The following is a 25,300-nucleotide window of genomic DNA, read 5'->3' as shown; positions in this document are numbered from 1 at the left end:
TAGTGAGCCGGGGCACAGTCGAAGCCAGCCACCCACACCCTCGTCGGAGTGACTTGATGACTTCTTCCTACGACGTCCTCGCCATCGGGCGCAGCGGCGTCGACGTGTACCCACTGCAGACCGGCGTCGGCCTCGAGGACGTCGAGACCTTCGGCAAGTTCCTCGGTGGTAGCGCGGCCAACGTCGCCGTCGCCGCGGCCCGGCTCGGCAACCGCACCGCGCTGATCTCCGGAGCGGGCGATGATCCGTTCGGCCGGTTCGTGCGCGCCGAACTCGAACGCCTGGGTGTCGACAACCGCTTCGTCGCCACCCACGACCGATTCCCGACCCCGGTCACCTTCTGTGAGATCTTCCCGCCCGACGATTTCCCGCTGTACTTCTACCGAAAGCCGAGCGCACCCGATCTGCAGATCACCGTCGACGACATCGACGTCGACGCCGTGCGCGCAGCCCGCCTGTTCTGGGCGACCGTGACCGGCCTGTCCGAAGAGCCGAGCAGGAGTGCACATTTCGCTGCCCTCGCGGCACGCGACCGCAAACCGCTGACGGTGCTCGACCTCGACTACCGGCCGATGTTCTGGGACTCCCCCGCCGCTGCCTCCGAGCAGGTCCGAGCGGCGCTGAGGCACGTCACCGTCGCCGTCGGCAACCGCGAGGAATGCGAGATCGCCGTCGGCGAATCCAATCCCCACAAAGCGGCCGACGCCCTGCTCGATCTGGGGGTGGAACTCGCGATCGTCAAGCAGGGCCCCCGCGGTGTCCTCGGGAAGAGCCGCCGGACATCGGTGACCGTGCCGCCCAACGAAGTCGACGTCGTCAACGGCCTCGGTGCCGGCGACGCCTTCGGCGGAAGTCTGTGCCACGGGTTGCTGCACGACTGGCCGTTGGAGAAGACGTTGCGCTACGCGAACGCGGCCGGCGCCATCGTCGCCGGCCGGCTCGAGTGCTCGACCGCGATGCCGACGGCCGCCGAGGTCGCCGACCTGGCCGAACAGACAGCTACGGAGGCCGTCAATGTCTGACACCGCGGTGTGCGCCGACTATTCGGCGATCACAGAAGTGCGTGCCACCGACCCGGGTGCGGTCGCACGGGCCTGGCAGAGCCGGGCCACCCGGCCCACGGTGCGCGGCAACGGCCGCCTGATGATCGTGGCGGCCGACCATCCGGCCCGCGGCGCGCTGGCTGTCGGGTCCCGCCCGACCGCGATGAACAGCCGCACCGATCTGCTCGACCGCCTGCGCGCGGCGCTGGCCGACCCGGGCGTGGACGGGGTGCTGGCCACGGCCGACATCCTCGATGACCTCCTGCTGCTGGGCGCGCTCGAGGACAAGGTCGTGTTCAGCTCGTTCAACCGCGGCGGACTGGCCGGCTCGTCGTTCGAACTCGACGACCGGATGACCGGCGCCACTGCGGCGTCCACCGCGGCCGCGCGGATGAACGGCGGAAAGATGCTGTGCCGCATCGATCTCGACGATCCGGGCACCGTCGCGACATTGGCCGCCTGCGCGCAGGCGGTCGACGAGCTCGCCGCCCACGGCCTGATCGCGATGCTCGAGCCGTTCATGTCGTCGCGGGTCGACGGCAAGGTCCGCAACGACCTGTCGCCGGACGCGGTGATCAAATCGGTGCACATCGGCCAGGGGCTGGGCTCGACGTCGGCCTACACGTGGATGAAGCTGCCCGTCGTCGACGAGATGGACCGGGTGATGGAGTCGACCACCATGCCCACCCTGCTGCTGGGCGGGGACCCGACGGATCCCGACGAAGCATTCGCGAGTTGGGAGAAGGCGCTGGCCCTACCCTCGGTGCGCGGCCTGATCGTCGGGCGCACCCTGCTCTACCCGCCCGACGACGATGTCAGCTCGGCCGTCGCGACCGCGGTGGCGATGGTCCGATGAACTCCACGCTCTACATCCCCGCGGGCAGCGCCGAGGCACCGTTCACCGTCGCGATCACGCCCGAGGACGCCGGCTGGGCCGAATCCTCCCTGCACGTGGTCGATCTCGGCGACGGCACCGAGGTGTCACTGACCACCGACGGCACCGAGGTGATGATCCTGCCGCTCGCCGGCGCCGCGACCGTCGACTGCGACGGTGAGGTGTTCCCACTGTCGCCGCGGGTCTCGGTGTTCGACGGCCCCGCCGACATGGTCTACCTCGGTGTCGGGCGGCAGTACACGCTCGCGGGCCGCGGCCGCATCGCGATCTGCGGGGCGCGGGCATCGACGTCGTTCCCCAACCGGCGGGTGGCCGCCGCCGACGTGCCGGTCGAGCTGCGGGGCGCGGGCAACTGCAGCCGGCAGGTGCACAATTTCGGCACCGCAACGGCATTCGAGGCCGATTCGCTGATCGCGTGCGAGGTGATCACCCCCGGCGGCAACTGGTCGAGCTACCCGGCACACAAACACGACGAGAACACCGATGTCGAGACCCAGCTCGAGGAGATCTACTACTTCGAGATCGACGACAGTCCCGCCGGCACAACGGGTTTCGGATACCACCGGGTGTACGGAACCCCGCAGCGCCCCATCGAGGTGCTCGAGGAGGTCCGCACCGGTGACGTCGTTCTGGTTCCGCACGGTTACCACGGGCCGTCGATCGCCGCGCCGGGCCACCACATGTACTACCTCAACGTGATGGCCGGCTCCGGCCCGAACCGGGCCTGGCTGATCTGCGATGACCCCGCCCACACCTGGCTGCGTGCCAGTTGGGAGCACCAGCAGATCGATCCCCGTCTTCCGTTCACCCCGAGCAGAGGAGAGTGACCGTGGTCTCCACCGCGCCCAAGTCGGCAGACAAACTCGCCGACACCGAGCCGACCGTGCGCCTGACCGTCGCCCAGGCGACGGTGCGCTTCCTGGCCAACCAGTACGTCGAGCGAGATGGGCAGCGGCACAAGTTCTTCGCCGGGTGCCTGGGAATCTTCGGCCACGGCAACGTCGCCGGTGTCGGTCAGGCGCTGCTGCAGGACGAGATCGACGCCCACGAGCGCGGGGCCGAACCCGGGCTGAAGTACGTGCTCGGCCGCAACGAACAGGCCATGGTCCACACCGCTGTCGCCTACGCCCGTCAGCAGGACCGGTTGCAGACTTGGGCCGTCACGGCCAGCATCGGCCCGGGATCGACGAACATGCTGACCGGCGCCGCCCTGGCCACCATCAACCGGCTGCCCGTCCTGCTGCTGCCGTCCGACACGTTCGCCACCCGCGTGAGTTCGCCTGTGCTGCAGGAGTTGGAGCTGCCCGCCAGCGGCGACGTGACGGTCAACGACGCGTTCAAGCCGCTCTCCCGCTACTTCGACCGGGTGTGGCGCCCCGAACAACTGCCTTCGGCGCTGCTCGGCGCGATGCGGGTGCTCACCGATCCCGCCGAGACGGGCGCCGCGACGGTGTCGCTGCCGCAGGACGTACAGGCCGAGGCTCACGACTGGCCGGAATCGCTGTTCGCCGAGCGCACCTGGCACATCGCCCGCCCACTGCCCGAACGTTCGGTGATCGCCCGGGCCGCCGATGTGATCCGCTCGGCACGCACGCCTCTGATCGTGGCCGGCGGCGGGGTCATCTACTCGGGCGCAAACGATGCGCTGGCTGCGTTCGCCGCGCAGACCGGCATCCCGGTGTGTGAAAGCCAGGCGGGTAAGGGATCTCTGCTCCACGAACATCCGCAATCGGTGGGTGCCGTCGGCTCCACCGGCACGACCGCGGCCAACGCACTGGCCGCCGACGCGGATGTCGTCATCGGGATCGGCACGCGCTACAGCGATTTCACCTCGGCATCACGCACCGCCTTCAACAACCCCGATGTGCGGTTCGTCAACATCAACGTCACGTCTTTCGACGCCGTCAAGCAGGGTGGCATCAGCGTGGTCGCTGACGCGCGAGAGGCGCTCGAGGCGCTGGCCGATGCGGCCGGCACGTACACCGTCGACGACGAGTATCGCTCCCGCACAACCGAATTGATGGCGGAGTGGAACGACACGGTGTCGCAGGCCTATCGCACCTCCGACGACGTCGCGCTGAACCAGAACCAGGTCATCGGGCTGGTGAACACACTGTCGGATGCGCGTGACGTCGTCGTGTGCGCGGCCGGCTCGATGCCCGGGGACCTGCACAAGCTGTGGCGGATGCGCGACCGCAAGGGCTACCACGTCGAGTACGGCTACTCCTGCATGGGATACGAGATCGCCGGCGGTATCGGGGTACGGATGGCCGCACCTGATCGCGACGTGTTCGTCATGGTCGGCGACGGCTCCTATCTGATGATGGCCACCGAGATCGTCACCGCCGTCCAAGAGGGCGTGAAGATCATCCCCGTCCTCGTGCAGAACCACGGTTTCGCCTCCATCGGCGGGCTCTCCGAGTCATTGGGTTCGCAACGCTTCGGCACGGCCTACCGCTACCGCGGACAGGACGGCCGGCTCGACGGCGACACCCTGCCCGTCGATCTCGCCGCGAACGCGGCGAGCCTGGGCGCCGACGTCATCAGGGTGGCGACCGCCGCCGAGTTCACCGATGCCGTCAAGGTGGCCAAGGCCGCCGATCGCATCACCGTGATCCACGTCGAGACCGACCCGCGGGTCTACGCTCCCGACAGCCACTCCTGGTGGGACGTGCCGGTCAGCGAGGTGTCGTCGCTGGAGTCCACGCAGCAGGCCTACCAGCGTTACGCGGAGTGGAAGAAGGTCCAGCGGCCGCTGATCACCCCCTCCTGATCCCCGCCACCGGAACGTCACGGAGTCGATCGTCGGGAGTGGGTACCCGGGCGCCATGAGACGTCTGTGGTGTGTGCTCGCGCTGATCTGTGTCGTGACGGCCTGTGAGAGCAGACCGGTCGATCAGGCCGCGCCGTCCACCACGCCATCGGCGCCGAGCAGCACGCCCACCACGACCGGATTGATTCCTCCCGGTGCACCCACCGAGGGCACCCGGCCCCCCACGGGCAGCCTGCCGCCCGCGGCCGAACCTCAGCGCGCCCCCGCACCCCGGCAACCTCCCCCGGGCCGGCAGATCCGTGTCGGATCAGCACCGGAGGGCGTCGTCGTCGACGCCGTCACCCGGACCGTGGCCGTCGCCGCGCGCGAGCCCAACGAGCTGGTGCTGATGAATGCCGACACCGGCGAGATCACGGGGCGCACTCCACTGCCGGGTGTGGTCAGACACCTGCAGCTGGCGAAACCGGGCGGTCCCGTTCTGGTTCCGGTGGAGAGCGCGAACGCGCTGGTGCGCGTCGAGCTCCCCGGCGGCCGCGCCGAGACGCAGATCGTCACCGGGACCGTGCCGCACGACGCGTCGGAGGCGCCCGACGGCACGGTGTTCGTCGCCAACGAACTGGGCGGTACCGTGACCGCGCTGCGCGGCGACGACATCGTGAAGGTGTTCACCGACAGCGTTCAGCCGGCCGGCTTGGCTCCCGTGGGCGATCGGATGGGTTTGCTCGATGTCCGCAAGAACGACCTGACGATCTACGACACCGCGAACCTGACCATCGTGGGCTCGACACCCGCCGGGGACGGTCCCACCCACCTCGTCGCCGACAAGCACGGCCGGATGATCGCCGCGGACACCCGCGGTGATGCGGTTCGCGTCTTCGACACCTCGCCCAGACAGCTCGCCGAGATCGCCCAACCCGGCGGCCCCTACGGCATCACCTACGACCCGACGCGCGACCTGCTGTGGGTCGCCTCGTCGGGCACCAACGAAGTCGTCGGCTATGACATGACCGACCCCATGCCGCGCGAAGTGAAACGCATTGCCACGGTGCAGAACCCGTACACCGTCGGCGTGGACGCGACCACCGGCCGGTTGTTCGTGGCCGGGGTGACCGCCGGGGTCGTGCAGATCATCGACCCCGGCTGAGCCACCCGTGCCGAGTGCGCGATTTCATCCGCGGCACGCCGCGGAGGGCGGATGAGACCACACACTCGCGAAGCCCGTCAGAGGATGTAGAGCATCTCCTGATAGGTCGGCAGGGGCCACAGGTCGTCGGCCACCACACCTTCGAGCGTGTCTGCGGCCGCGCGCACGGCATCCATCGCGGGCAGCAGCACCTTCTGGGCGTGCGTGGCCTCGTCGAGCGCCGACTCCGCCGAGTGATCCGCCAGCCCTGCCTTCAGCGAGGCCAACGCCGCCGTCAGCTCGGCGATCGGAGCCGACACCGCCTCCAGCAGCGTGGTGTCGGCAGCCACGCCGGCCGCCTTGAGCGTGGCGACGTTCTGCGCCAACTCCGTCTGGTAGCGCACCGCGGCGGGGAGAATGACCGTCGTGCCGAGCTCGAGCGCGAGCTTGGCCTCGACCCCCACCGTCAGCGCGTACTGCTCGAGGCGAACCTCGTAGCGGCTGTGCAACTCTCGTTCGTTGAACACCCCGTAGCGCTCGAACACCTCGACGGCCTCGGGCTTGATCAACTCCGGGATCGCGTCGAGCGTCGTCTTCAGATTCGGCAGCCCGCGCTCGGCGGCCTCGATCTGCCAGTTCTCCGAGTAGCCGTCACCGTTGAACACCACCGCGCCGTGCTCGGTGATGATCTCGGTCAGCAGTTTCTGCACCGCCTGGTCGAAGTCCTCGCCCGCCCCCACGGCGGTCTCCAACACCGTCGCCATGTAATCCAACGAGTCAGCCATGATCGTGTTCAGGATGATCATCGGCACGTTGATGGTCTGCCCCGATCCCGGCGCACGGAACTCGAACCTGTTGCCGGTGAACGCAAATGGGCTCGTGCGGTTGCGGTCACCCGGATCGGTGGGCAGCTCGGGGAGGGTGTCGACACCGATGATCATCGACCCCTTGCCCTTCGACGACGTCGCCGCGCCCTTGGCGATCTGCTCGAACACGTCGGCCAGCTGCGCGCCTAGGAAGATCGAGATGATCGCCGGCGGAGCCTCGTTGGCGCCGAGCCGATGGTCGTTGGTCGCCGAGGCCACCGAGACGCGCAACAGTCCGGCGAACTTGTGCACGGCGCGGATCACCGCGGCACAGAACACCAGGAACTGCGCGTTCTCGTGCGGGGTGTCGCCGGGCACCAGCAGGCTGCCGAACTGCGCGTTGCCCATCGAGAAGTTGACGTGCTTCCCCGAGCCGTTGACGCCGGCGAAGGGCTTCTCATGGAAGAGGCACTCCATGCCGTGCTTCTTGGCGACGTTGCGGAAGATCGTCATCAGCAGCTGCTGATGGTCGGCCGCGATGTTGGCGCGCTCGAACATCGGCGCGATCTCGAACTGGCCCGGCGCGACCTCGTTGTGCCGGGTCTTGGCCGGGATACCGAGCTTGAACAGCTCGCGTTCGGTGTCCATCATGAAGCCGAGCACCCGCTCGGGCACCGAGCCGAAGTAGTGGTCGTCGAACTCCTGGCCCTTGGGCGGCTTGGCGCCGAACAGTGTGCGGCCGGCGTTGATCAGGTCGGGGCGGGCCAGGAAGAAGTGCCTGTCGACGAGGAAGTACTCCTGTTCGGGACCGCAGAACGAGACGATGTTGTCGAAGTTCTTGTGGCCGAACAGCTTCAGGATGCGCTCGGCTTGCGTTCCCATCGCCTGCTGGCTCCGCAGCAGCGGGGTCTTGTAGTCCAGCGCCTCCCCGGTCATCGACACGAACACCGTCGGAATGCACAGCGTGTTGCCGTTGGGGTTCTCGAGGATGTAGGCCGGGCTGGTCACGTCCCATCCGGTGTAGCCGCGCGCCTCGAACGTGCTGCGCAACCCACCCGACGGGAAGCTCGATGCGTCGGGCTCACCCTGGATCAGCGTCTTGCCCGCGAACTCGGCCAGCGTCTGGCCGTCGGAGACGGGTTCGAGGAAGCTGTCGTGCTTCTCGGCGGTCAGCCCGGTCATCGGATAGAAGACGTGCGCATAGTGGGTCGCGCCCTTCGACAGCGCCCAGTCCTTCATCGCCGAGGCCACCGAGTCGGCCACGGCCGGGTCGAGTTTGGCGCCCTTCTCGATGGTGGCGACGACGGACTTGTACACCGACTTGGGCAACCGCAGCTGCATCTCGGCCTTGGTGAACACGTTGGACCCGAACACCTCGCCGGGCGCCTCGGCGGGGTCGAAGCTGATGGCCGGCGGGACGTAGGCTTCGACGTTGTTGATGGCCTGCAGGCGTACCGAGTTACCGCTCAATGGACTTCCTTATCCGCTGCGTCGTCCGCTTCTTTTTCACAGACGATTGACCGGCCAACAGTAGGAACATCCGATGCCGATCCTGTTACGCGAACGTCAAGGTCGCAAGACGCGGGTTACAGGCGGCCGTCGTGGCCGTCGTCGCGCGAACAGACCACAATGGGACAGATGTCGCGACGAGAGGTGAATCCGTGGGCCGAGTGACCTCCCGTCGGCGAGCCCACCATGTGACTGCCGAGGGCGCCACGGCTCGACCCGAGACGTTGGCCGTCGAGGAACCGCTGGAGATCCGCGTCGACGGGCGGCCCCTCACGGTCACGATGCGTACGCCCGGCTCCGACGTCGAGCTGGCGCAGGGTTTCCTGCTCACCGAGGGTGTGGTGTCGGGTCGGGAAGACATCGCCGCCGTGCGCTACTGCCGCGGCGCCGACGAGGACGGTGTGAACACCTACAACGTCTTGGACGTGACGCTGGCGCCCGGGGTCGCGCCGCCGGAGGTGGACCCGACGCGGAACTTCTACACGACGTCGTCGTGCGGCGTGTGCGGCAAGGCGTCCCTCGACGCGGTGCGTTTGGTCAGCAAGCACGCCCCGGGCGACGACCCGGTGGCCGTCGAGACCGACGTCCTGGCGGACATGCCCGCGGAGTTGCGCCGTCGGCAGAAGGTGTTCGCCGCCACCGGCGGACTCCACGGCGCCGGCCTGTTCGACCCTGACGGGCAGCCGCTGGTCGTGCGGGAGGACATCGGCAGGCACAACGCGGTCGACAAGGTGATCGGCTGGGCCCTGGAACAGCACCGCATACCGCTGGGCGGCACGGTGCTGCTGGTGAGTGGCCGGGCGTCGTTCGAGCTCACGCAGAAGGCGGTGATGGCCGGGATCCCGATGCTCGCCGCCGTCTCCGCGCCGTCGTCACTGGCGGTGGACCTGGCCGCACAGTCAGGGGTGACCCTGGTGGCCTTCCTGCGGGGCGAATCGATGAACGTCTACACCCGCCCGGACCGCGTCCTCAACTGACCTCGAGTGTGCATCGCGATCCGCCCTGACCGGCGAGTCGCGGATGAATCGGCACACTCGGCGGCCAGCGCAAAGCGGCTAGGCGGTCTTGTCGCGGCGCTCGTTGCGCTGCGGCTTGCGGGGCACGATCGTCGGCAGGACGTTGTCCTCGACGGTCTCCTTGGTGACGACCACCTTGGCGACGTCGTCGCGGCTGGGGATGTCGTACATCACCGGCAGCAGGACCTCCTCCATGATGGCGCGCAGGCCGCGGGCTCCGGTGCCCCGGTGGATGGCCTGGTCGGCGATCGCCTCGAGGGCGTCCTCGGCGAACTCCAGCTCCACACCGTCCATCTCGAACAACCGGGTGTACTGCTTGACCAGGGCGTTCTTCGGCTGCGACAGGATCGACACGAGCGATTCCTTGTCCAGATTGGTCACCGAGGCGACCACCGGCAGACGGCCGATGAACTCCGGGATCAAGCCGAACTTGATCAGGTCCTCGGGCATGACCTCGGCGAAGTGATCCTGGGTGTCGATCTCGGCCTTCGAATGCACCTCGGCGCCGAAGCCCAGACCACGCTTGCCGACGCGATCGGAGACGATCTTCTCCAGCCCGGCGAAGGCACCGGCGACGATGAAGAGCACGTTCGTCGTGTCGATCTGGATGAACTCCTGGTGCGGGTGCTTGCGCCCGCCCTGCGGCGGCACCGACGCCTGCGTTCCCTCGAGGATCTTCAGCAACGCCTGCTGCACGCCCTCACCGGAGACGTCGCGGGTGATCGACGGGTTCTCGCTCTTGCGGGCGATCTTGTCGACCTCGTCGATGTAGATGATGCCGGTCTCGGCGCGCTTGACGTCGTAGTCGGCGGCCTGGATCAGCTTGAGCAGGATGTTCTCGACGTCCTCGCCGACATAGCCGGCTTCGGTCAGCGCTGTGGCGTCGGCGATCGCGAACGGCACGTTGAGCATCTTGGCCAGCGTCTGCGCGAGGTAGGTCTTGCCACAGCCGGTCGGGCCCAGCATGAGGATGTTGGACTTCGCGAGCTCGACGGGCTCGGAGCGCGAATCGCGGCTCTTCTCCCCCGCCTGGATGCGCTTGTAGTGGTTGTAGACCGCGACGGCGAGGGTGCGCTTCGCGGTGTCCTGACCGATGACGTAGCTCTCCAGGAAGTCCCGGATCTCCGCAGGTTTGGGCAGCTCGTCGAGCTTGACGTCGTCAGCGTCGGCCAGCTCTTCCTCGATGATCTCGTTGCACAGATCGATGCACTCGTCGCAGATGTAGACGCCCGGTCCTGCAATGAGCTTCTTCACCTGCTTCTGGCTCTTGCCGCAGAACGAGCACTTCAGCAAGTCACCGCCGTCTCCAATGCGTGCCATGGTGCAGGGGTCCTACTTCCTCTTGCTGTTGCACATCGATCGATTCGGTGGGTCGCACCGCAACGTTTCCGACGCTACCCGCATCTTCCGGCCCAGTGCGACCGATGAGCCCGAATAGCGCCGCTGATATTCACGTGTAGTTGCGACAACATATCGCCTGACCGTCCGGCGATGGCCGTGGAACGCACCACCGTGTCTCTGGCGTGTCGCCGCTGTTACTGGACCGAGAGTACCTACCCGCGCAGAGCAGGTTCGGTGCACCGCCTGAGACGTCGGCGTCGGCGTCAGCGACCGGGTCCCAGCGGGCCCGGTCCGACGGGTCCGGGGCCGACCGGGCCGGGCCCGACGGGCCCCACCACGCCGCCCACCCCGACGGGGCCGACGGGCCCCACGACGGGGTTCGGCGGGTTGACGTAGACGTTGACAGCGACGCACTGGGCGATCGCGGCGTCCCAGTACGTCCCTGCCGGACACACCGGATCCTGCGCGTGCGCGACGGCCGGAGCGAGGGCGGCGGCCGCGCCCGCAGCCGCCACAGCCAGCAGCAGAGTCTTCCCCATGACCAACCCCCTCGATATTGACGGACACGTAGATCACAGCCTGGCACGGCCGAGGTCACCGCGTGGTCTTTTGCTCGCCGTAGCCTTCTGCAGATGACCAGCCTCACGGACGCGGTCGCGCTGGCCCGAGAAGAGAACGGCCTCGCTGTCGTCTCGACGCTGCGCGCCGATCTCACGATCCAGGCGTCGCTGATCAACGCCGGCGCGCTGCCCCACCCGGCTTCAGGCGACCTGGTCCTGGCCTATGTCACCTACGGACGGGTCAAGCTGGCCAACCTGCGGGCCCGACCGCAGACCGCGGTCACCTTCCGGAAGGGTTGGCAGTGGGCGACCGTCGAAGGCAGGGCCGAACTGGCGGGTCCCGACGACGCGCAGCCGTGGCTGGACTCCGAGCAGCTGCTCACGCAACTGCTCCGCGACATCTTCACCGCCGCCGGCGGCACCCACGATGACTGGGACGCCTACGACGCGACGATGCGCGAGCAGCGGCGCACTGCCGTGCTGGTGACCCCGACGCGGGTCTACAGCAACGGCTGACCGTCAGGCGTTCTGCGCCGACAGCTTGCGGTACTGCAGCACCGTGTCGATGATGCCGTAATCCTTGGCCGCCTCGGCGGTGAGGATCTTGTCGCGGTCGGTGTCCTTGCGGATCACGTCAGCCGGCTTGCCCGTGTGCCGCGACAGCGTCTCCTCCATCAGCGTGCGCATCCGCTCGATCTCCGCGGCCTGGATCTCCAGATCGGAGAACTGACCCTGGATGACACCGCCGAGCGCGGGCTGATGGATCAGCACGCGCGCGTTCGGCAGCGCCAGACGCTTGCCGGGAGTACCCGCGGCCAACAGCACCGCCGCCGCCGAGGCGGCCTGCCCCAGGCACACCGTCTGGATGTCGGCGCGCACGTACTGCATGGTGTCGTAGATCGCCATCAGGCTGGTGAACGAACCACCGGGCGAGTTGATGTACATCGTGATGTCGCGATCCGGGTCGAGCGACTCGAGCACCAGGAGCTGGGCCATGATGTCGTTCGCCGACGCGTCGTCGACCTGTACGCCGAGGAAGATGATGCGTTCCTCGAACAGTTTGTTGTACGGGTTGGACTCCTTGACGCCGAAGCTGGAGTGCTCGATGAACGACGGCAGGATGTAGCGGGCCTGCGGCTGCACTCGGGGGTCCAGGGACGGGTGAACGGCCGCCGGGTGACGAGAAGTGTTGTCGGTCATTTGTCGAGTCCTGCTCCTGGTCCGTCGCCGTTGAGGGTGACGCTGGTGATGATGTGGTCGACGAAGCCGTATTCGAGTGCTTCCTGCGCGGTGAACCACCGGTCACGGTCCGAATCGGCCTCGATGCGCTCGATGCTCTGCCCGGTGAACTCGGCGTTCAGGCGGAACATCTCCTTCTTGATGCTGGCGAACTGCTCGGCCTGGATCGCGATGTCCGCGGCGCCGCCGGTGATGCCGCCGAGCGGCTGGTGCATCAGGATGCGGGCGTGCGGCAGGGCGTACCGCTTGCCCTTGGTGCCTGCGGCGAGCAAGAACTCGCCCATGGAGGCGGCCATGCCCATCGCGTAGGTCGCGACGTCGCAGGGGGCCAGCACCATCGTGTCGTAGATCGCCATCCCGGCGCTGATCGAGCCGCCGGGTGAGTTGATGTAGAGGTGGATGTCCTTGGTGGGATCCTCGGCCGACAGCAGCAGGATCTGGGCGCACAGCCGGTTGGCGATGTCATCGTCGACCTGGGAGCCCAGGAAGATGATGCGCTCGGCCAGCAGCCGCTCATACACCGAGTCGACAAGGTTGAGGCCCGAGGAGGCGCCACGCATGTCAGTCACGACTGGATACCTGCTTTCTTCTGTGTACTTCCGACGCGGTGACCGGTCTTACGGATGACACTAACCAACCCGCGCCGCTGGGGAGTCCCCAGACGCCGCGCGTTCGCTCAGAGCATCACTTGGTGTCGTCGTCCCCGGACGCTTCAGTGGCGCCGGTCTCGTCAGCGGTCTCGGTCTCGTCAGCGGCCTCGGTCTCGTCAGTGGTCTCGGTTTCGCCGTCCGCGACGGCCGCGTCACCGGAGGGCCCGAAGAACTCGGTGGTGTCGATCTCGGTGCCGTCGGTGTCGGTCACGGTCGCGCCGTGCACGACGGCCGCGACGGTCAGCCCACGACGCACATCGGCGAACATCGCCGGCAGCTGGTTGTTCTGCTGCAGCATCTGGATCAGCTGCTGCGGCTCGATGCCGTACTGACGCGACATCAGCACCAGCCGCTCGGTGATGTCGTTCTGCCCCACCTGGATGTCGAGCTTGTCGGCGATCGCATCCATCAGCAGCTGGGTCTTGATGGCCTTCTCCGCGTTGGTGCGGTTCTCGGTGTCGAACTCCTCGCGGCTGCTGCCCTGTTCGGCGAGCGTCTCGGCGAACTTCGACTCATCGTGGTCGAGGCCATGGATGGCGTTGTGCAGGGTGTCGTCGACCTGGGCCTGCACGACGGCCTCGGGCAGCGGCACCTCGACCTGGGTGAGCAGCTCCTCGATGGTCTTGTCGCGGATGGCCTCGGCCTGCTGCACACGCTTGACGCGGGCGACCTTCTCGCGCAGGTCGGCCTTCAGCTCGTCGATGGTGTCGAATTCACTTGCCAGCTGGGCGAATTCGTCGTCCAGCTCGGGCAGCTCGCGCACCTTGACCGATTTCACGGTGACGGTGACCTCGGCCTCCTTGTCGGCGTGCTCACCGGCGACCAGGGTCGTGGTGAACGTCTTCGACTCGCCCTCCTTGAGCCCGACGATCGCCTCATCGAGGCCGTCGATGAGCTGGCCGGAGCCGACCTCGTGCGACAACCCCTCGGTGGCGGCCTCCGGCACGTCCTCACCGTCGACGGTGGCCGACAGGTCGATGGAGACGAAGTCGCCGTTTTTAGCGGCACGCTCGACGCCGGTCAGGGTGCCGAAGCGCTTCTGCAGCGAATCGAGCTCGGCCTCGACGTCGGAGTCCTCGACGCTGATCGGGTCGACGGTGACCTTGAGCGTGCTCAGGTCGGGCAGCTCGATCTCGGGACGGATGTCCACCTCGGCGGTGAACACCAGCTCGTCGTTGTCCTCGAGCTTGGTGACCTCGATCTCGGGCTGGCCGATGGGCTGCAACGACTCGGACGTGATGGCCTCGCTGTAGCGGGTGGGCAGCGCGTCGTTGACGACCTGCTCGAGCACCGCGCCGCGGCCGACGCGCGCCTCGAGCAGCTTGCGGGGCGCCTTGCCCGGGCGGAAACCGGGCAGCCGGACCTGCTTGGCCAGCTGCTTGAAGGCGTTGTCGATCTCTGGCTCGAGTTCGGTGAAGGGCACCTCCACGTTGATGCGCACCCGGGTCGGGCTCAGCTTCTCGACGGTGCTCTTCACTTCGGTACTCCTCTATTGCTTTTCGTCTGATGGGTCGAACTGGTCGGGGTGACAGGATTTGAACCTGCGGCCTTCCGCTCCCAAAGCGGATGCGCTACCAAGCTGCGCTACACCCCGGTCGTCGCTGCCGCCTCACGCTCACGCGCAGCGTCAGACCACCGGCGATCCTACGTCCTGACCTGAGCAAAGCCACATCCAGATGGCGATTGGATTCTCGGGGGGCGGGGCCGGTATCCTCTGGCGGTACTGCAGCGGCGCTGCAGTGACACGCGGGCGTAGCTCAATGGTAGAGCCTCAGTCTTCCAAACTGATTACGCGGGTTCGATTCCCGTCGCCCGCTCCAGGCAGCTCAGAACCAGCTCAGAATCCGAAATACACCGCGGCCATGTCGTCGTCGCCGTGTCCGGCGGTGCTCGCGCCGTCGAACACCGCGCGGACGCCGTCGATGAGCGCCGTCGACACCCCGGACTCGGCGAGCGCGGAACGGATCAGCCCGGTGTCCTTGCGCACCCCGTCGACGCTGAACTGCGGTGCATAGGAGTCCTCGATGATGGCGGAGCCCTTCATCTGCAGGTAGGCGGAGTTCGCCGCCGACCCGTCGAGCGCCTCCAGCACCTGCCGCTGATCCACGCCGAGGCCCTTCGCCAACGCCATCGACTGCGCGGTCGCCGCCGCGATCGAGGCGATCCACGCGTTACACGCCAGCTTCAGCTTGGACCCCGCGCCCGGTTCCTCGCCGACCCAGATCGTCTTGGACCCGACCGCGTCGAAGGCCGGCTGCACCCGCTCGCGCAGGGCGGGGTCACCGGAGGCCAGCATGACGAGCTTGCCCTGCTCGGCGGGCGCCTTCGTGCCCAGCACCGGGCAGTCGAGGAACGCCACACCATGCGTGGCGGCCAGCGACGCGGTCTGCGCCGCACCCTCCACGCCCACCGTCGCGCACTGCACGAACACGGCGCCGTCGCCGAGGTGCGGCAGAACGGTCGCCATCACCGACACCGTCGACTCCGTGTCGAACAGCATCGAGAACACGACGTCGGCGTCGGCGACGGCCGCCACCGGGTCCAACGCGACCACCGCGCCGTCGTCGGCCAGCGGCTCCGATCGCGCCGGCGTGCGATTCCACACCGTCACGTCGAAGCCCTCGCGCAGCAGTGACTGCGCCATTCCGGCACCCATGGCACCTGTTCCCAACACCGCGATCCGCATGGTCGCCATTGTGCGTCATACGAATTGCGGACCGCTGCGGGTCACGATCTGCTCGACGTCCTGACGAGCTGGCACGCTGGGAAGAGGTAGCACCACCCGACACCACGAGGTCCTTCTATGGCAACCACTATCGGCAGGATCGGCGACCAGTCATCGATACGACGCCTGACCGACGGCGAGGTGACCTTCACCTACGTGGTGGACGGTTCCCTGTGGCTGGCGGCCGACGTGTTCCTGCCCGCGATTCCGCGGTCCTACTGGGAGGAGCACCCAGCGGAGATCGGTCCTGACGGTCGCATCGCCATGTCCGCGGGCGGACTGCTGGTCGAGTTCGCCGACACCACACTGCTGATCGATGCGGGCATGGGTGACGTCCGGACCGAGAACGAAACCGGACGCACCGACTGCGGCGCATTCCTGGCCACCTTGGCGTCAGTGGGCGTCCGCCCGGAGGACATCGACGTGTTCGCCCTGACCCACCTTCACGTCGACCATGCCGGATGGGCCTTCGTCGACGGCGAGGACGGCCGCAGGGTTCCCACGTTCCCCAACGCGCACTACGTGGTCGCCGACCTCGAACTCCAGCCGTTCCAGCGCGGCGAGCGCCCTATGGGAGCATGCGATCACGACTCGATCGTCGCGCCGATGGAACGTCTTTCGACACTGCGGCGCGTGACCGACGGCGAGGAGATCCTGCCGGGCGTCACCGCGCTGATCACCCCAGGCCACAGCGCCGGACACACGTCCTACGTCATCACCTCACCGTCGGGTCGGCGGATGGTCGCCTTCGGCGATGCCTTTCACACTCCGGCGCAACTGCGCCACCCCGCATGGGGCTCTGCTCCCGACACTGAACCCGATCGGGTACCGGAGGCACGCGCTCGCCTTCTCGAGGAACTCTGCCGACCCGAAACCGCAACGTTCGCAATCCATTTCGGAGATCAACCGTTCGGCCGTGTAGTCCGCGACGGCAGTGGCGCCGCGGCCTGGGAGCCCATCGACACCGAGGCGATCGGCGCACCACCGCGGTGAGGGCGAGAGGCCGATAGCGGCTTCGCCTGCGGGTGAGGCGGCGCGTGTCGGGAAGAATGGGTCCATGGAGCAGGCCCAGTTCGCCGATTTCCTGCGCCTTCGGCGTCAGGCACTCACCCCGGAAGACGTCGGGTTGCCGACAGGATTGCGCCGACGCACCACCGGTCTGCGCCGCGAAGAAGTCGCGGCACTGGCGATGATCTCGACCGACTACTACAGCAGGATGGAGCAGCGGCGCGGTTCTGCGCCCTCCGCGGAGGTGGTGTCCGCCCTGGCCGAAGCGCTCAGACTCTCGCCCGATGAACGAGACCACCTGTTCCGGCTGGCCGGTCACAACGCGCCGGCCCGCACGCCGGTCACCGACGATGTCAGTCCTGCGATGATGCGCATACTCGACCGCCTGCAGGACACCCCGGCACAGGTGATGTCTACTCTCGGCGAAACGTTGGTGCAGACCCCGGCCGCGCGCGCCCTGCTCGGTGACGAGACCCGGCACCAGGGAATGGCGCGAAGCGTGCTGTACCGCTGGTTCACCGACGAGCAGAGCCGTCGGATCTATCCGGACGGAGACCACTCGGCGATCGGTCGATCGTATGTCGCCGCCGCGCGGTTGGGTTATGTGCGAGACGGACCCGGCTCACGCGCTGCCCGCATCGTCGAGCATCTGCTCGGCTGCAGCCCGGAATTCGCCGCCCGCTGGGAGCAGCACGATGTCCAGCTGCCCCACGAGCTGTCCAAGCGGGTGGTGCACCCGCTGCTGGGAGTGCTCGACCTCCACTGCCAAGTGCTGCATGACGTCGAGCGGCTGCACACGTTGCTGGTGTTCACTGCAGAGCCGGGAACCGCCAGCCACGCCAAACTCGCCGCGCTGGGGGCCGACCCGGTGGCGCACTCGCGTGCCGACGAACTGGATGCGTGAACCCGCTTTGACGAATTCCCACGGGGGGACGGATCGTCCCTGGACAGCTTCGCCCTGAACGCTCCGCCGCGTCCGTGACACCGTCGACGGAGCAACCAACACGAGGAGTACGAGATGGCGGCAGAGTCAGGGCGCACGGTGGTTCCCGACATGGCGGGCCGGCTGGTCGTGATCACCGGGGGCAGCGACGGTATCGGTTTCGCGCTGGCTGATCGGCTGGCAGCCGCGGGCGCCGAGCTGATCCTGCCGGTGCGCAATGCCGACAAGGGTCGGCGCGCCCTCGAGCGGATCCGCATCAACACTCCGACCGCGCGCGTCAGTCTGAAGTCGCTGGACCTCTCGTCATTGCAGTCGATCGCCGACCTGGCCGGTGAACTGACCACCGAGGGACGGCCCGTTCACGTGCTGATCAACAATGCCGGTGTCATGAGCCCGCCCAGCCGGCAGACCACCACCGATGGCTTCGAATTGCAATGGGGCAGCAACCATCTCGGACACTTTGCCCTCACCGCGCGGATCCTCCCCCTGTTGATCGCCGGGAAGGCCCGGGTCACCACGCAGACCAGCATCTCCGCGAGATTCAATGCGATCAACTGGGCGGACCCCAATTTCGATCGGACCTACTCGGAGTCGAAGGCGTACAGCCAGTCAAAGATCGCCAACTTGATGTTCGCGCTGGAGCTGCACCGTCGCAGCCGGGCGAATGGGTGGAACATCACCAGCAACGCGTCACACCCGGGCGTCACACCGACCAATCTCCTTGCGGCTCAACCGGGCCTCGGCCGGGAACGGGACACGACCGGTCTGCGCATGGTGAGGCTGTTCGCCCGCCTGGGACTGGTCAACCGATCTGCCGAAGACGGGATGCTCCCGGCCTTGTACGCGGCCACACACCCGGCATCTCGTGGTGGAAAGCTATACGGACCCAGCGGTTTTCAACATCTCTCCGGCCCTCCCGCCGAGCAGCAGGTGTACAAGCCCGCGCGCGACATCGCCGATGCCGCCACATTGTGGAGCCTTTCCGAAAAACTGGTCGGGGTGCGGTTCGACGAGTCGCAGAACCCCTCCCCACCGCAGAACCTGACGCCTTCGTGACGATACTGGCAAATCCTCGCGACAGAACAGCGGAATCAGCACAGTGAAGAAGTGCGCGCCTCGGCTGACGTTCGCATAACATTGCGGACGACGAATGGGGGGACCATATGTCGCCAGCTAGGTGTGTGAACTCAGGCCGCGATGTCTGTGTGCCACCGCTTGCCACCTCCCCGCTTGCCGCCCAGGCGGGCGTCAGTCAGCGTGTCGATCAGCGATTAAAACAGCGCGCATTGGGCAAACCTCCACCTCGAGCGGTCGGGGCCGCTTCCTCACAGTCGACAAGGACGGCAACCATGAAGAAGATCATCGCCAGCGTTCCGTTGATCGCATCCGCGGCGCTCCTGTCCGCGACGCCTGCAATGGCAGACGTCGCCTACATGACCGGCCTGTTCGGCGCCAACGTCGACTACGCCAGCATCAAGGCGCCCGCCGGGCAGGGCTGCGATCCGGGCGCAGGCTGTGACCTCATTCCCTATGCCAACTTCAGCGTCAACGCGGCGAGTTTGAGGCGGGGCGTCCAAGCGATCGAGGACTACGTCGCCGCACACCCCGGCGAGAACACGATCTGGACCTACTCCGACTCCACCGACGCCGCCATCGAGTATCTGAACACTCATCCCGAGGACACCACCACGAAGTTCTACCTCCTCGGTGCGCCCAGCACGCCCGGCAACTTCAACGCCTTCAGCTTCTTCAGTCGCCATCCGACGCTGGCCGACGGCGTCGGCTCCAACGCGACCTTCGTCCTGCGTCAGTACGACATCGTCGCCGACGTTCCGGCGGGGACCAGGAACTTCGCCCGGTACAACCTCAGTCAGCGGGTACACCGCGACGGGTACAACGGACTCGATCTCTCCGATCCGGCGGTCTCCTACACCGACCCGCGAACCGGGTCCACCACCCAGTACTTCCTCACCTATCCGCTGCCGTTGATCTACCCGGGGTGGAAGACGCCCGAGCAGATCGCCGCCATCGACCAGGCGAAGCGACCGGGCATCGAAAGTCAGTACTACCTGCCGGGCCAGGTCCAGCGTCCGGTCGTGTTGCCTGCCCCGACCTACCCCGCCACCCCGACGGCCACCCAGGCCACGGTGACGCCAGTGGCGGACACCGTGGCGACGGAGACCGCAAGTCAGAGCGAATCACCGCGTCCGCTGCGCAAGCTGTTCTCGCGGCTGGCGGAGCGTCGGCAGTCGACCCAGGTCGACACGGCGGCTGCCGACGAGGCGGTTGCCGACAAAGCAACCTCCACCGAGGTGACCTCCGACAAGGCGACCTCCACCAAAGCAACTTCCACCGAAGCGACCTCAACCAAGGCGACCACCAAGACCAAGAAGGAGCGCCCGCGTCTGCGCGATCGCATCGCACAACGGCAGGCCGAGCGCAGCGCGTCCTGATCGCTGCGCGGCGAACACATCGCAGCGAGAACGCGCGAACTTCCTCGATCACGCGTAGACGCTCTCCGACCGGGTAGCAGGCAGGACCTTGCCGGCACTTTGGGAGGACACCATGATCGACGCGTCGACCGCGGTACTCGATGCAACGATTTCTGGACCGCAGAGCGGACCTCCCGACGGCCGGACGAGATGGCGTGCGGGTGAGGTGATCTTCGCCGAAGGCGACGAGGACACCTGCCTGTTCGTGATCGACTCCGGCACGGTGCGCGTCGGGGTGAACAGGGACACCGATCACGAGTGCCTGTTCCAGGTGCTGGGGCCGGGCGAGATGTTCGGCGAGGACTCCGTCTTCGATCCCGGCCCGCGCGGCACCTGTGCCGTCGCCATCACCGATGTGCTGGCCACCAGGCTCGAGCGCCGCCAACTGATCGCGATGATGGCGGCTCAGCCGGAGATGGCCCAGCGGTTCCTGCGCATCCTCGCCCGCCGGATACGCGCCACGTCCAGCACGATCACCGACACGGTCTACGCCAGCGTCTCGGCCCGCGTAGCCAAACACCTGCTCGGGTTGGCGCAACGCTTCGGTGTTCAGGAGCACGGCGCGATGCGTGTGCCCATGGACTTGACGCAGGAGCAGTTCGCACACCTGGTCGGGACGTCGCGCGAGTCGGTGAACAAAGCGCTGTGCGACTTCGCAACGCGCGGCTGGATCGTCATCGAGAGGGGCAGCATCGTGATCCGGGAATCGGAACCGCTTGCGGCTCGAATGCACGGTGCCCGTCGCGCGCACCTGGCCCGGAAGTGACGGTCGGCTGATCCCGGCGTCACTGATCGGCGACGCTCGAAAGCTCCGAAATCTGCTGACTCTGCGTGTATCACGCGCCGGCCCGGGTAGTCGGTCCCGCAGACGTACCGGCGACCGAGGGTGCCGGCGGGGCACCTCAGGAGGGACCATCATGACGCGAATCGAATTGCGCTACGGACTGATCACGGCCACGGCGATCGCGGCCGGCGCTGTGGCCACCGCTCCCGCGGCGATCGCGCGACCCGACGACAACAGGGTGCAGTGCCAGTCCGCCGCCCCCATCAGCAGCATCGTGCGATGCACGAAAGACGGGCATGCCCGCATCTTCGCGACGCCCCCGGATGTCTCCCCGCCCTTCGCCAACATGCCCTTCGAAGGCGCGTGATCGACTCCGCCGGCGCGAGCACACCGTCAGCACGAGAGAGAGGCAACGACATGGACGAGGCAGTCGGTACGGGGGGTGCGCAACCCGCACGCTCCGGCAACACGGGCATGGATCTGCGCATCACGTTCATCGGCAATGCCACGACCCTCATCCAGTGCGGTGACATCACGGTGCTGACCGACCCGAATTTCCTGCATCAGGGGCAGCGGGCTTATCTCGGCTACGGATTGTGGTCCAAGCGACGTCAGCCGCCCGCGCTGACGGTGGAGCAGCTGCCCCCGCTGCACGCCGTCATCCTCTCCCACATGCACGGCGACCACTGGGACCGCGTCGCCGAACGCGGCCTCGACCGCGATGTACCGATCGTCACGACACAGGCAGCTGCACAACGTTTGCACAGCAAGGGTTTTCACGCAGCCCACGGGTTGGATACCTGGCGCACGTCTCTCATCGAGCAGGGACGCTACCGCTTGACGGTGACCGCGCTACCGGGTCGGCACGCCCCCATGCCGCTGCGGCGCCTGCTTCCCCCTGTGATGGGTTCGATGTTGGAGTTCGACGACGGCACCGAACAGTGCCGGCTCTACATCTCGGGCGACACCTTGCTCATCGACGAACTCGCCGAGATTCCCACCCATTTCGACGCCATCGACGCCGGGATTCTCCATCTCGGCGGAACCCGGCTGCCGGCGGGCGGCAAGTTGCCGTTCGGCGTGACGGTCACGCTGGACGGCGTCGCCGGCGCCGAAGTCGCGCATCGGCTGGATCTGCCGCGGGTGATTCCCGTGCACTTCGATGACTACGGCGTCTTCGCGTCGCCGCTCGGCGACTTCACCGCCGCCATGCACCACCGCGGCCTCGGTGACCGTCTGATCCACATCGAACGGGGCCAGACGGTCACCGTCTGAGGTTCAGTGTCGCCCGGCGTCCTTCACCCGGCGGCCGAGCAGCACGCCCAGCGCGATCATGCCCACGGCCAAGACGAGGTGCAACCAGTTGTCGGCGTTGTTCAACGGCACGAAGTTCATGCTGCTGTCCCGGTCGATGATCAGCCCGTACAGCCACAGCACCGCATAGACGATCCCACCCACGATCAGGTACGACCGTGCGGCGGTGACACTGCGCGCGAACAGGATTCCCGCGATCCCGAACAGGAGGTGGACGATGTTGTGCAGCACCGACACCGCGAAGATCCCCAGCAGCATGGCGCCGGAATGATGGCCCGCGAACGTCAACTCGCCGTAGTCGGTGGTCACACCGGGGATGAACCCGGCGATGCCGACGATCAGGAACACGACTCCGACGATCAGCGAGGCCCACTGGGCCTGGGATCGGGGTGTCGAGGTGCGAGTCGTGGGAGAGCTCATCGGTGTGTCACGTCCTTTCGTGTCGTGCGGCGCCGACGGCGCCAACGGTCGACGGCTCTGCTACCCGGGGGCGAGGGCCTGAAACGACACCGGCTTCCTGGCTGACCTGTCGGTACGCTGTGAGCCATGGAAGGCGTTCTCCTGCTCCTCATCGTGCTGGTGGTCGCGGCGATCGGAATCGCCGTCTACGCATCGTCGAAGGCATCCGGTCAGCGCAGCGCGGCTTCACTGGCCGACGCCAAGGCCGACGCCCGTCGTGTCATCGAGCGCCTCGGCGGTCAGGTGTTCGCACTCAGCGGAACCGACGACGCCTCCAAGCAGGCGTTGGCCGACGCCTCCGAGCGGTACACCGCGGCCTCCTCGCAGATCGACCAGGCCACCACTGTGAAGCAGGCCGCACTGGCCAAGGAGAGCGCCGTCGAAGGGCTCTACTACGTGCGAGCGGCACGGACCGCGATGGGAATGGATCCGGGGCCGGACCTCGAGGCACTGTCCGGTCAGCGCTCGGCCGGTGTCGTCACCGAGGACCGCCGTGTCGACTTCGACGGCCGACAGATCGAGGCGTCGCCGACACCGTCGCAGCGCACGCCCAACTACTACCCGGGCGGCCGGGTCGCCGGACGCCCGGTGCCCGCCGGCTGGTATTCCGAGCCGTGGTGGAAGCCCGCCCTGGTGGCCGGTGCGTGGGGCATCGGCTCGGCGCTGCTCTTCAGCTCGCTGTTCTCCGGCATGGCCGGGGTCGGCTATGACGCGAACGCTTTCGAGAACGGCTACGGCGACGGGTTCGCCGACGGGATGGAACAGGGTCAGCTCGACGGCGCAGGCTCGGACGGCGGGTTCGACGGTGCCGACACCGGCGGCGGCTGGGACGGTGGCGGCGGAGACTGGGGCAGTGGCGATTTCGGCGGGGGCGACTTCGGCGGGGGCGACTTCGGCGGCGGGTTCGACTTCTAGAACCGGCTCTCCAGCCGGGCCGACACACCGGCCTCCTGGAGGTCCAACCGCTCCAGCATCGCCCGCACCGCCTCGTCGTCGATACGCCCCTCGTCGCGCTCGGTGATCAAGGCGTGCCGTTGAGCGGACAGCACGTCGCGGTAGAGCTGGGCGAACACCTCGGCGCGCGGTGTGTGAGCATCCGGGTCGGGCATCTCGTCGGCGTCGTGGGAGTGCCGGGCGACGACCGCCCGGATCTCTGCGAGGACCCGGGGGTCCAGACCGGCGGGCGGATTGGCCCGGAAGTCGGCGAGCACGGACGCCGCCGCGGTGTGCACCACCTGCTCGGCCTTCTGTGTCTCGGCCGCCGTGTAGGCCTGGTCGGCGTCGGCGGACAGCTCGAGGCGGCGGATCAGCAGCGGCAGCGTCGCGCCCTGCAGCAGAAGCGTTCCGACACTGACGACGAACGCGATGGCCTGGATCGTGGCGCGCTCCGGGAACGGGTCACCCGTCACCGTGGTCACCGGGATCGCCGCCGCGGCAGCGAGAGTCACCACCCCCCGCATGCCGGTCCACGACACCACGACGTTCTCCGGCCAGCTCAACGCACGGTTGTCGATGCGTGAGCGCCACCGCGGCGGGACGGCCGCACGGCGGCGGGTGCCCAGTGCACCCCGGCCGCCCTGCTCGGGAACGGGCACGCTGAGCCGCTTTTCGACCTGTCGGGACAGAACTCCCCTGCTGAACATCGCGAAGACCGACAGCGGCCGGATCACGAGCACGATCAGCAAGACGAGCGCCGACGCGACGGCCACCTCCATCAGCGACTCGTGGGCCTCGCGCAGATCCTCGAGCACGAACCGCAGATGCAGGCCGATGTAGGCGAACACGAACGCCTCGAGCAGCACGTCCACCGAGTTCCACACGTACCGCTCCTGCAGCCGGGTCTGGTAGCCGGCGTCCACGGTGCCGCTGCCGACCACGAATCCGGCGACCACCACGGCGAGTACCCCCGACGCGTGCAGCTCCTCGGCGACGATGAAGGCCGCGAACGGCACCATCAGCCCCTGCACCGTCTCCAGCGCCGGGTTGGCGAGGCGACGCCGAATCCACAGGGTCACGTAGCCGAGCGCCGCCCCGACCAGCGGCCCGAGCACGGCGCTGTAGCCGAACAGCAACACCGGGTTCTCGATGAACGTGCGGCTGCCCGCCACCTGCGCGACTGCCACGGAGAACAGCGCCAGCGCCGCCGCGTCGTTGATCAGGCTCTCCCCGGTGAGGATGGACATGACCCGCTTGGGCAGCCCCAGTTTGCGGCCGACGGCCACGGCGGTCACGGCATCGGGCGGGGCCACGACGGCGCCGAGCACCAGCGCGGTGCCGAACGTCAACGGCACGACCACCAACCACGACGACACGAGGGCGACGGTGAACGCGGTGACGACGACGAGCCCCACACCGAGTCCGAGGATCGGCTTGATGTTGCGCAGGAACGTCGGGAAGGAGAAGTCCAGGGCGGCCGAGTACAGCAGCGGCGGCAACACCACCGACAGCAGGATGTGTGAATCGAGTTCAGGCGCTTCGAAACCGGGCAGGAACGACACCGCGATGCCGACGACGACGATGATCAGGGCGGGTTCGAGCCCGCGGCGGTGCGCCACCGCGGTGACGACGATGGCTCCGACGACGACCAGGATCAGTTCCACCCGGCGATTCTCCCGGGTCG

The 25,300-nt window shown here is 67.6% G+C and carries 24 protein-coding genes and 2 tRNA genes; 16 read left to right on the top strand and 10 right to left on the bottom strand.

Translation table 11 applies throughout. The features are described 5' to 3' along the window. Positions 1–56 precede the first annotated feature (56 nt). The 5 genes from iolC to MHN84_RS18715 are packed head-to-tail and all read left to right on the top strand — an operon-like array spanning position 57 to position 5,855. Complete coding sequence (gene iolC, locus MHN84_RS18735) at positions 57–1,022, top strand: 5-dehydro-2-deoxygluconokinase (protein ID WP_241206004.1); 966 nt, start codon at positions 57–59, stop codon at positions 1,020–1,022. Next, positions 1,015–1,899: an aldolase gene (locus tag MHN84_RS18730; protein WP_241206003.1), complete on the top strand. Its 885-nt coding sequence runs from the start codon at positions 1,015–1,017 to the stop codon at positions 1,897–1,899. Before iolC ends, MHN84_RS18730 begins: the two co-directional genes overlap by 8 nt. Further along, on the top strand, positions 1,896–2,765 hold the full coding sequence (iolB, locus tag MHN84_RS18725; RefSeq protein ID WP_241206002.1) for a 5-deoxy-glucuronate isomerase: 870 nt from the start codon (positions 1,896–1,898) through the stop codon (positions 2,763–2,765). Before MHN84_RS18730 ends, iolB begins: the two co-directional genes overlap by 4 nt. A 2-nt stretch (positions 2,766–2,767) precedes the next feature. Continuing rightward, a complete protein-coding gene (iolD, locus tag MHN84_RS18720; RefSeq protein ID WP_241206042.1) occupies positions 2,768–4,711 on the top strand; it encodes a 3D-(3,5/4)-trihydroxycyclohexane-1,2-dione acylhydrolase (decyclizing) in 1,944 nt (647 codons plus the stop codon). A gap of 55 nt (positions 4,712–4,766) precedes the next feature. Beyond that, entirely contained in the window at positions 4,767–5,855 is a 1,089-nt protein-coding gene (locus tag MHN84_RS18715; protein ID WP_241206001.1) for a YncE family protein, read from the top strand. 77 nt (positions 5,856–5,932) lie between these two features. Here MHN84_RS18715 and MHN84_RS18710 read toward each other — a convergent pair whose 3' ends face one another. After that, the gene (locus MHN84_RS18710; protein ID WP_241206000.1) at positions 5,933–8,110 is read right to left on the bottom strand and encodes a glutamine synthetase III; all 2,178 of its coding nucleotides are present in this window, start codon (positions 8,108–8,110) and stop codon (positions 5,933–5,935) included. A 191-nt stretch (positions 8,111–8,301) separates the two neighbouring features. Here MHN84_RS18710 and fdhD point away from each other — a divergent pair, with 191 nt between their 5' ends. Continuing rightward, positions 8,302–9,126, top strand: a complete 825-nt coding sequence (gene fdhD / locus MHN84_RS18705; RefSeq protein WP_241205999.1) for a formate dehydrogenase accessory sulfurtransferase FdhD — start codon at positions 8,302–8,304, stop codon at positions 9,124–9,126. Positions 9,127–9,204: 78 nt separating this feature from the next. On the opposite strand, the gene clpX is transcribed toward fdhD, so the two are convergent. Together clpX and MHN84_RS18695 are read right to left on the bottom strand one after the other, a co-directional pair. Continuing rightward, the gene (gene clpX / locus MHN84_RS18700; RefSeq protein ID WP_241205998.1) at positions 9,205–10,485 is read right to left on the bottom strand and encodes an ATP-dependent Clp protease ATP-binding subunit ClpX; all 1,281 of its coding nucleotides are present in this window, start codon (positions 10,483–10,485) and stop codon (positions 9,205–9,207) included. A gap of 284 nt (positions 10,486–10,769) precedes the next feature. Continuing rightward, on the bottom strand, positions 10,770–11,045 hold the full coding sequence (locus MHN84_RS18695) for a hypothetical protein (RefSeq protein ID WP_241205997.1): 276 nt from the start codon (positions 11,043–11,045) through the stop codon (positions 10,770–10,772). 93 nt (positions 11,046–11,138) lie between these two features. Between MHN84_RS18695 and MHN84_RS18690 the strand changes: the two genes are divergently transcribed. Then, entirely contained in the window at positions 11,139–11,582 is a 444-nt protein-coding gene (locus MHN84_RS18690) for a TIGR03618 family F420-dependent PPOX class oxidoreductase (RefSeq protein WP_241205996.1), read from the top strand. A 3-nt stretch (positions 11,583–11,585) separates the two neighbouring features. On the opposite strand, the gene MHN84_RS18685 is transcribed toward MHN84_RS18690, so the two are convergent. From MHN84_RS18685 to MHN84_RS18670, 4 genes are all read right to left on the bottom strand, one after another. Next, positions 11,586–12,266, bottom strand: coding sequence for an ATP-dependent Clp protease proteolytic subunit (locus MHN84_RS18685; RefSeq protein ID WP_241205995.1), 681 nt, complete (start codon positions 12,264–12,266; stop codon positions 11,586–11,588). Further along, the gene (locus MHN84_RS18680; protein WP_308192960.1) at positions 12,263–12,874 is read right to left on the bottom strand and encodes an ATP-dependent Clp protease proteolytic subunit; all 612 of its coding nucleotides are present in this window, start codon (positions 12,872–12,874) and stop codon (positions 12,263–12,265) included. Before MHN84_RS18680 ends, MHN84_RS18685 begins: the two co-directional genes overlap by 4 nt. 115 nt (positions 12,875–12,989) lie before the next feature. Then, entirely contained in the window at positions 12,990–14,432 is a 1,443-nt protein-coding gene (gene tig / locus MHN84_RS18675; protein WP_241205994.1) for a trigger factor, read from the bottom strand. A 40-nt stretch (positions 14,433–14,472) separates the two neighbouring features. Then, a tRNA-Pro gene (locus MHN84_RS18670) sits at positions 14,473–14,549 on the bottom strand. Between the two features lie 152 nt (positions 14,550–14,701). On the opposite strand from MHN84_RS18670, the gene MHN84_RS18665 reads away from it, so the two are divergent. Further along, positions 14,702–14,775: transfer RNA gene (locus tag MHN84_RS18665), tRNA-Gly, on the top strand. 17 nt (positions 14,776–14,792) lie between these two features. Here MHN84_RS18665 and MHN84_RS18660 read toward each other — a convergent pair. Beyond that, the gene (locus tag MHN84_RS18660) at positions 14,793–15,641 is read right to left on the bottom strand and encodes an NAD(P)-dependent oxidoreductase (protein ID WP_241205993.1); all 849 of its coding nucleotides are present in this window, start codon (positions 15,639–15,641) and stop codon (positions 14,793–14,795) included. A gap of 117 nt (positions 15,642–15,758) precedes the next feature. On the opposite strand from MHN84_RS18660, the gene MHN84_RS18655 reads away from it, so the two are divergent. The 7 genes from MHN84_RS18655 (at position 15,759) to MHN84_RS18625 (ending at position 22,182) form a co-directional block, all read left to right on the top strand. Beyond that, the gene (locus MHN84_RS18655; RefSeq protein WP_241205992.1) at positions 15,759–16,673 is read left to right on the top strand and encodes an MBL fold metallo-hydrolase; all 915 of its coding nucleotides are present in this window, start codon (positions 15,759–15,761) and stop codon (positions 16,671–16,673) included. Positions 16,674–16,737: 64 nt separating this feature from the next. Beyond that, positions 16,738–17,592 (top strand): helix-turn-helix transcriptional regulator, encoded by an 855-nt coding sequence (locus tag MHN84_RS18650; protein ID WP_241205991.1) that lies wholly within the window; start codon positions 16,738–16,740, stop codon positions 17,590–17,592. Between the two features lie 114 nt (positions 17,593–17,706). Further along, positions 17,707–18,687 carry an SDR family oxidoreductase gene (locus tag MHN84_RS18645; RefSeq protein WP_241205990.1) on the top strand — a complete coding sequence of 327 codons (981 nt, stop codon included), beginning with the start codon at positions 17,707–17,709 and terminating at the stop codon, positions 18,685–18,687. Between the two features lie 293 nt (positions 18,688–18,980). Further along, entirely contained in the window at positions 18,981–20,084 is a 1,104-nt protein-coding gene (locus MHN84_RS18640; RefSeq protein ID WP_241205989.1) for a hypothetical protein, read from the top strand. A 112-nt stretch (positions 20,085–20,196) separates the two neighbouring features. Then, a complete protein-coding gene (locus tag MHN84_RS18635) occupies positions 20,197–20,889 on the top strand; it encodes a Crp/Fnr family transcriptional regulator (protein ID WP_241205988.1) in 693 nt (230 codons plus the stop codon). A 151-nt stretch (positions 20,890–21,040) separates the two neighbouring features. Beyond that, a complete protein-coding gene (locus MHN84_RS18630) occupies positions 21,041–21,274 on the top strand; it encodes a hypothetical protein (protein WP_241205987.1) in 234 nt (77 codons plus the stop codon). Positions 21,275–21,381: 107 nt separating this feature from the next. After that, on the top strand, positions 21,382–22,182 hold the full coding sequence (locus tag MHN84_RS18625; protein ID WP_241206040.1) for an MBL fold metallo-hydrolase: 801 nt from the start codon (positions 21,382–21,384) through the stop codon (positions 22,180–22,182). 3 nt (positions 22,183–22,185) lie between these two features. On the opposite strand, the gene MHN84_RS18620 is transcribed toward MHN84_RS18625, so the two are convergent. Further along, positions 22,186–22,641 carry a DUF4383 domain-containing protein gene (locus MHN84_RS18620; protein WP_241205986.1) on the bottom strand — a complete coding sequence of 152 codons (456 nt, stop codon included), beginning with the start codon at positions 22,639–22,641 and terminating at the stop codon, positions 22,186–22,188. Positions 22,642–22,767: 126 nt separating this feature from the next. On the opposite strand from MHN84_RS18620, the gene MHN84_RS18615 reads away from it, so the two are divergent. Then, on the top strand, positions 22,768–23,595 hold the full coding sequence (locus tag MHN84_RS18615) for a DUF1542 domain-containing protein (protein ID WP_241205985.1): 828 nt from the start codon (positions 22,768–22,770) through the stop codon (positions 23,593–23,595). Here the strand turns inward: MHN84_RS18615 and MHN84_RS18610 are convergent. Then, positions 23,592–25,280, bottom strand: coding sequence for a sodium:proton antiporter (locus tag MHN84_RS18610; protein WP_241205984.1), 1,689 nt, complete (start codon positions 25,278–25,280; stop codon positions 23,592–23,594). The genes MHN84_RS18615 and MHN84_RS18610 overlap by 4 nt on opposite strands. Positions 25,281–25,300 lie beyond the last annotated feature (20 nt).

The sequence above is a fragment of the Mycobacterium sp. PSTR-4-N genome (assembly GCF_022348085.1).
In the GTDB taxonomy this organism is placed as follows: domain Bacteria; phylum Actinomycetota; class Actinomycetes; order Mycobacteriales; family Mycobacteriaceae; genus Mycobacterium.
Note: the sequence above shows the minus strand (reverse complement) of the source record. Positions and strands in the feature narration are given on the sequence as shown.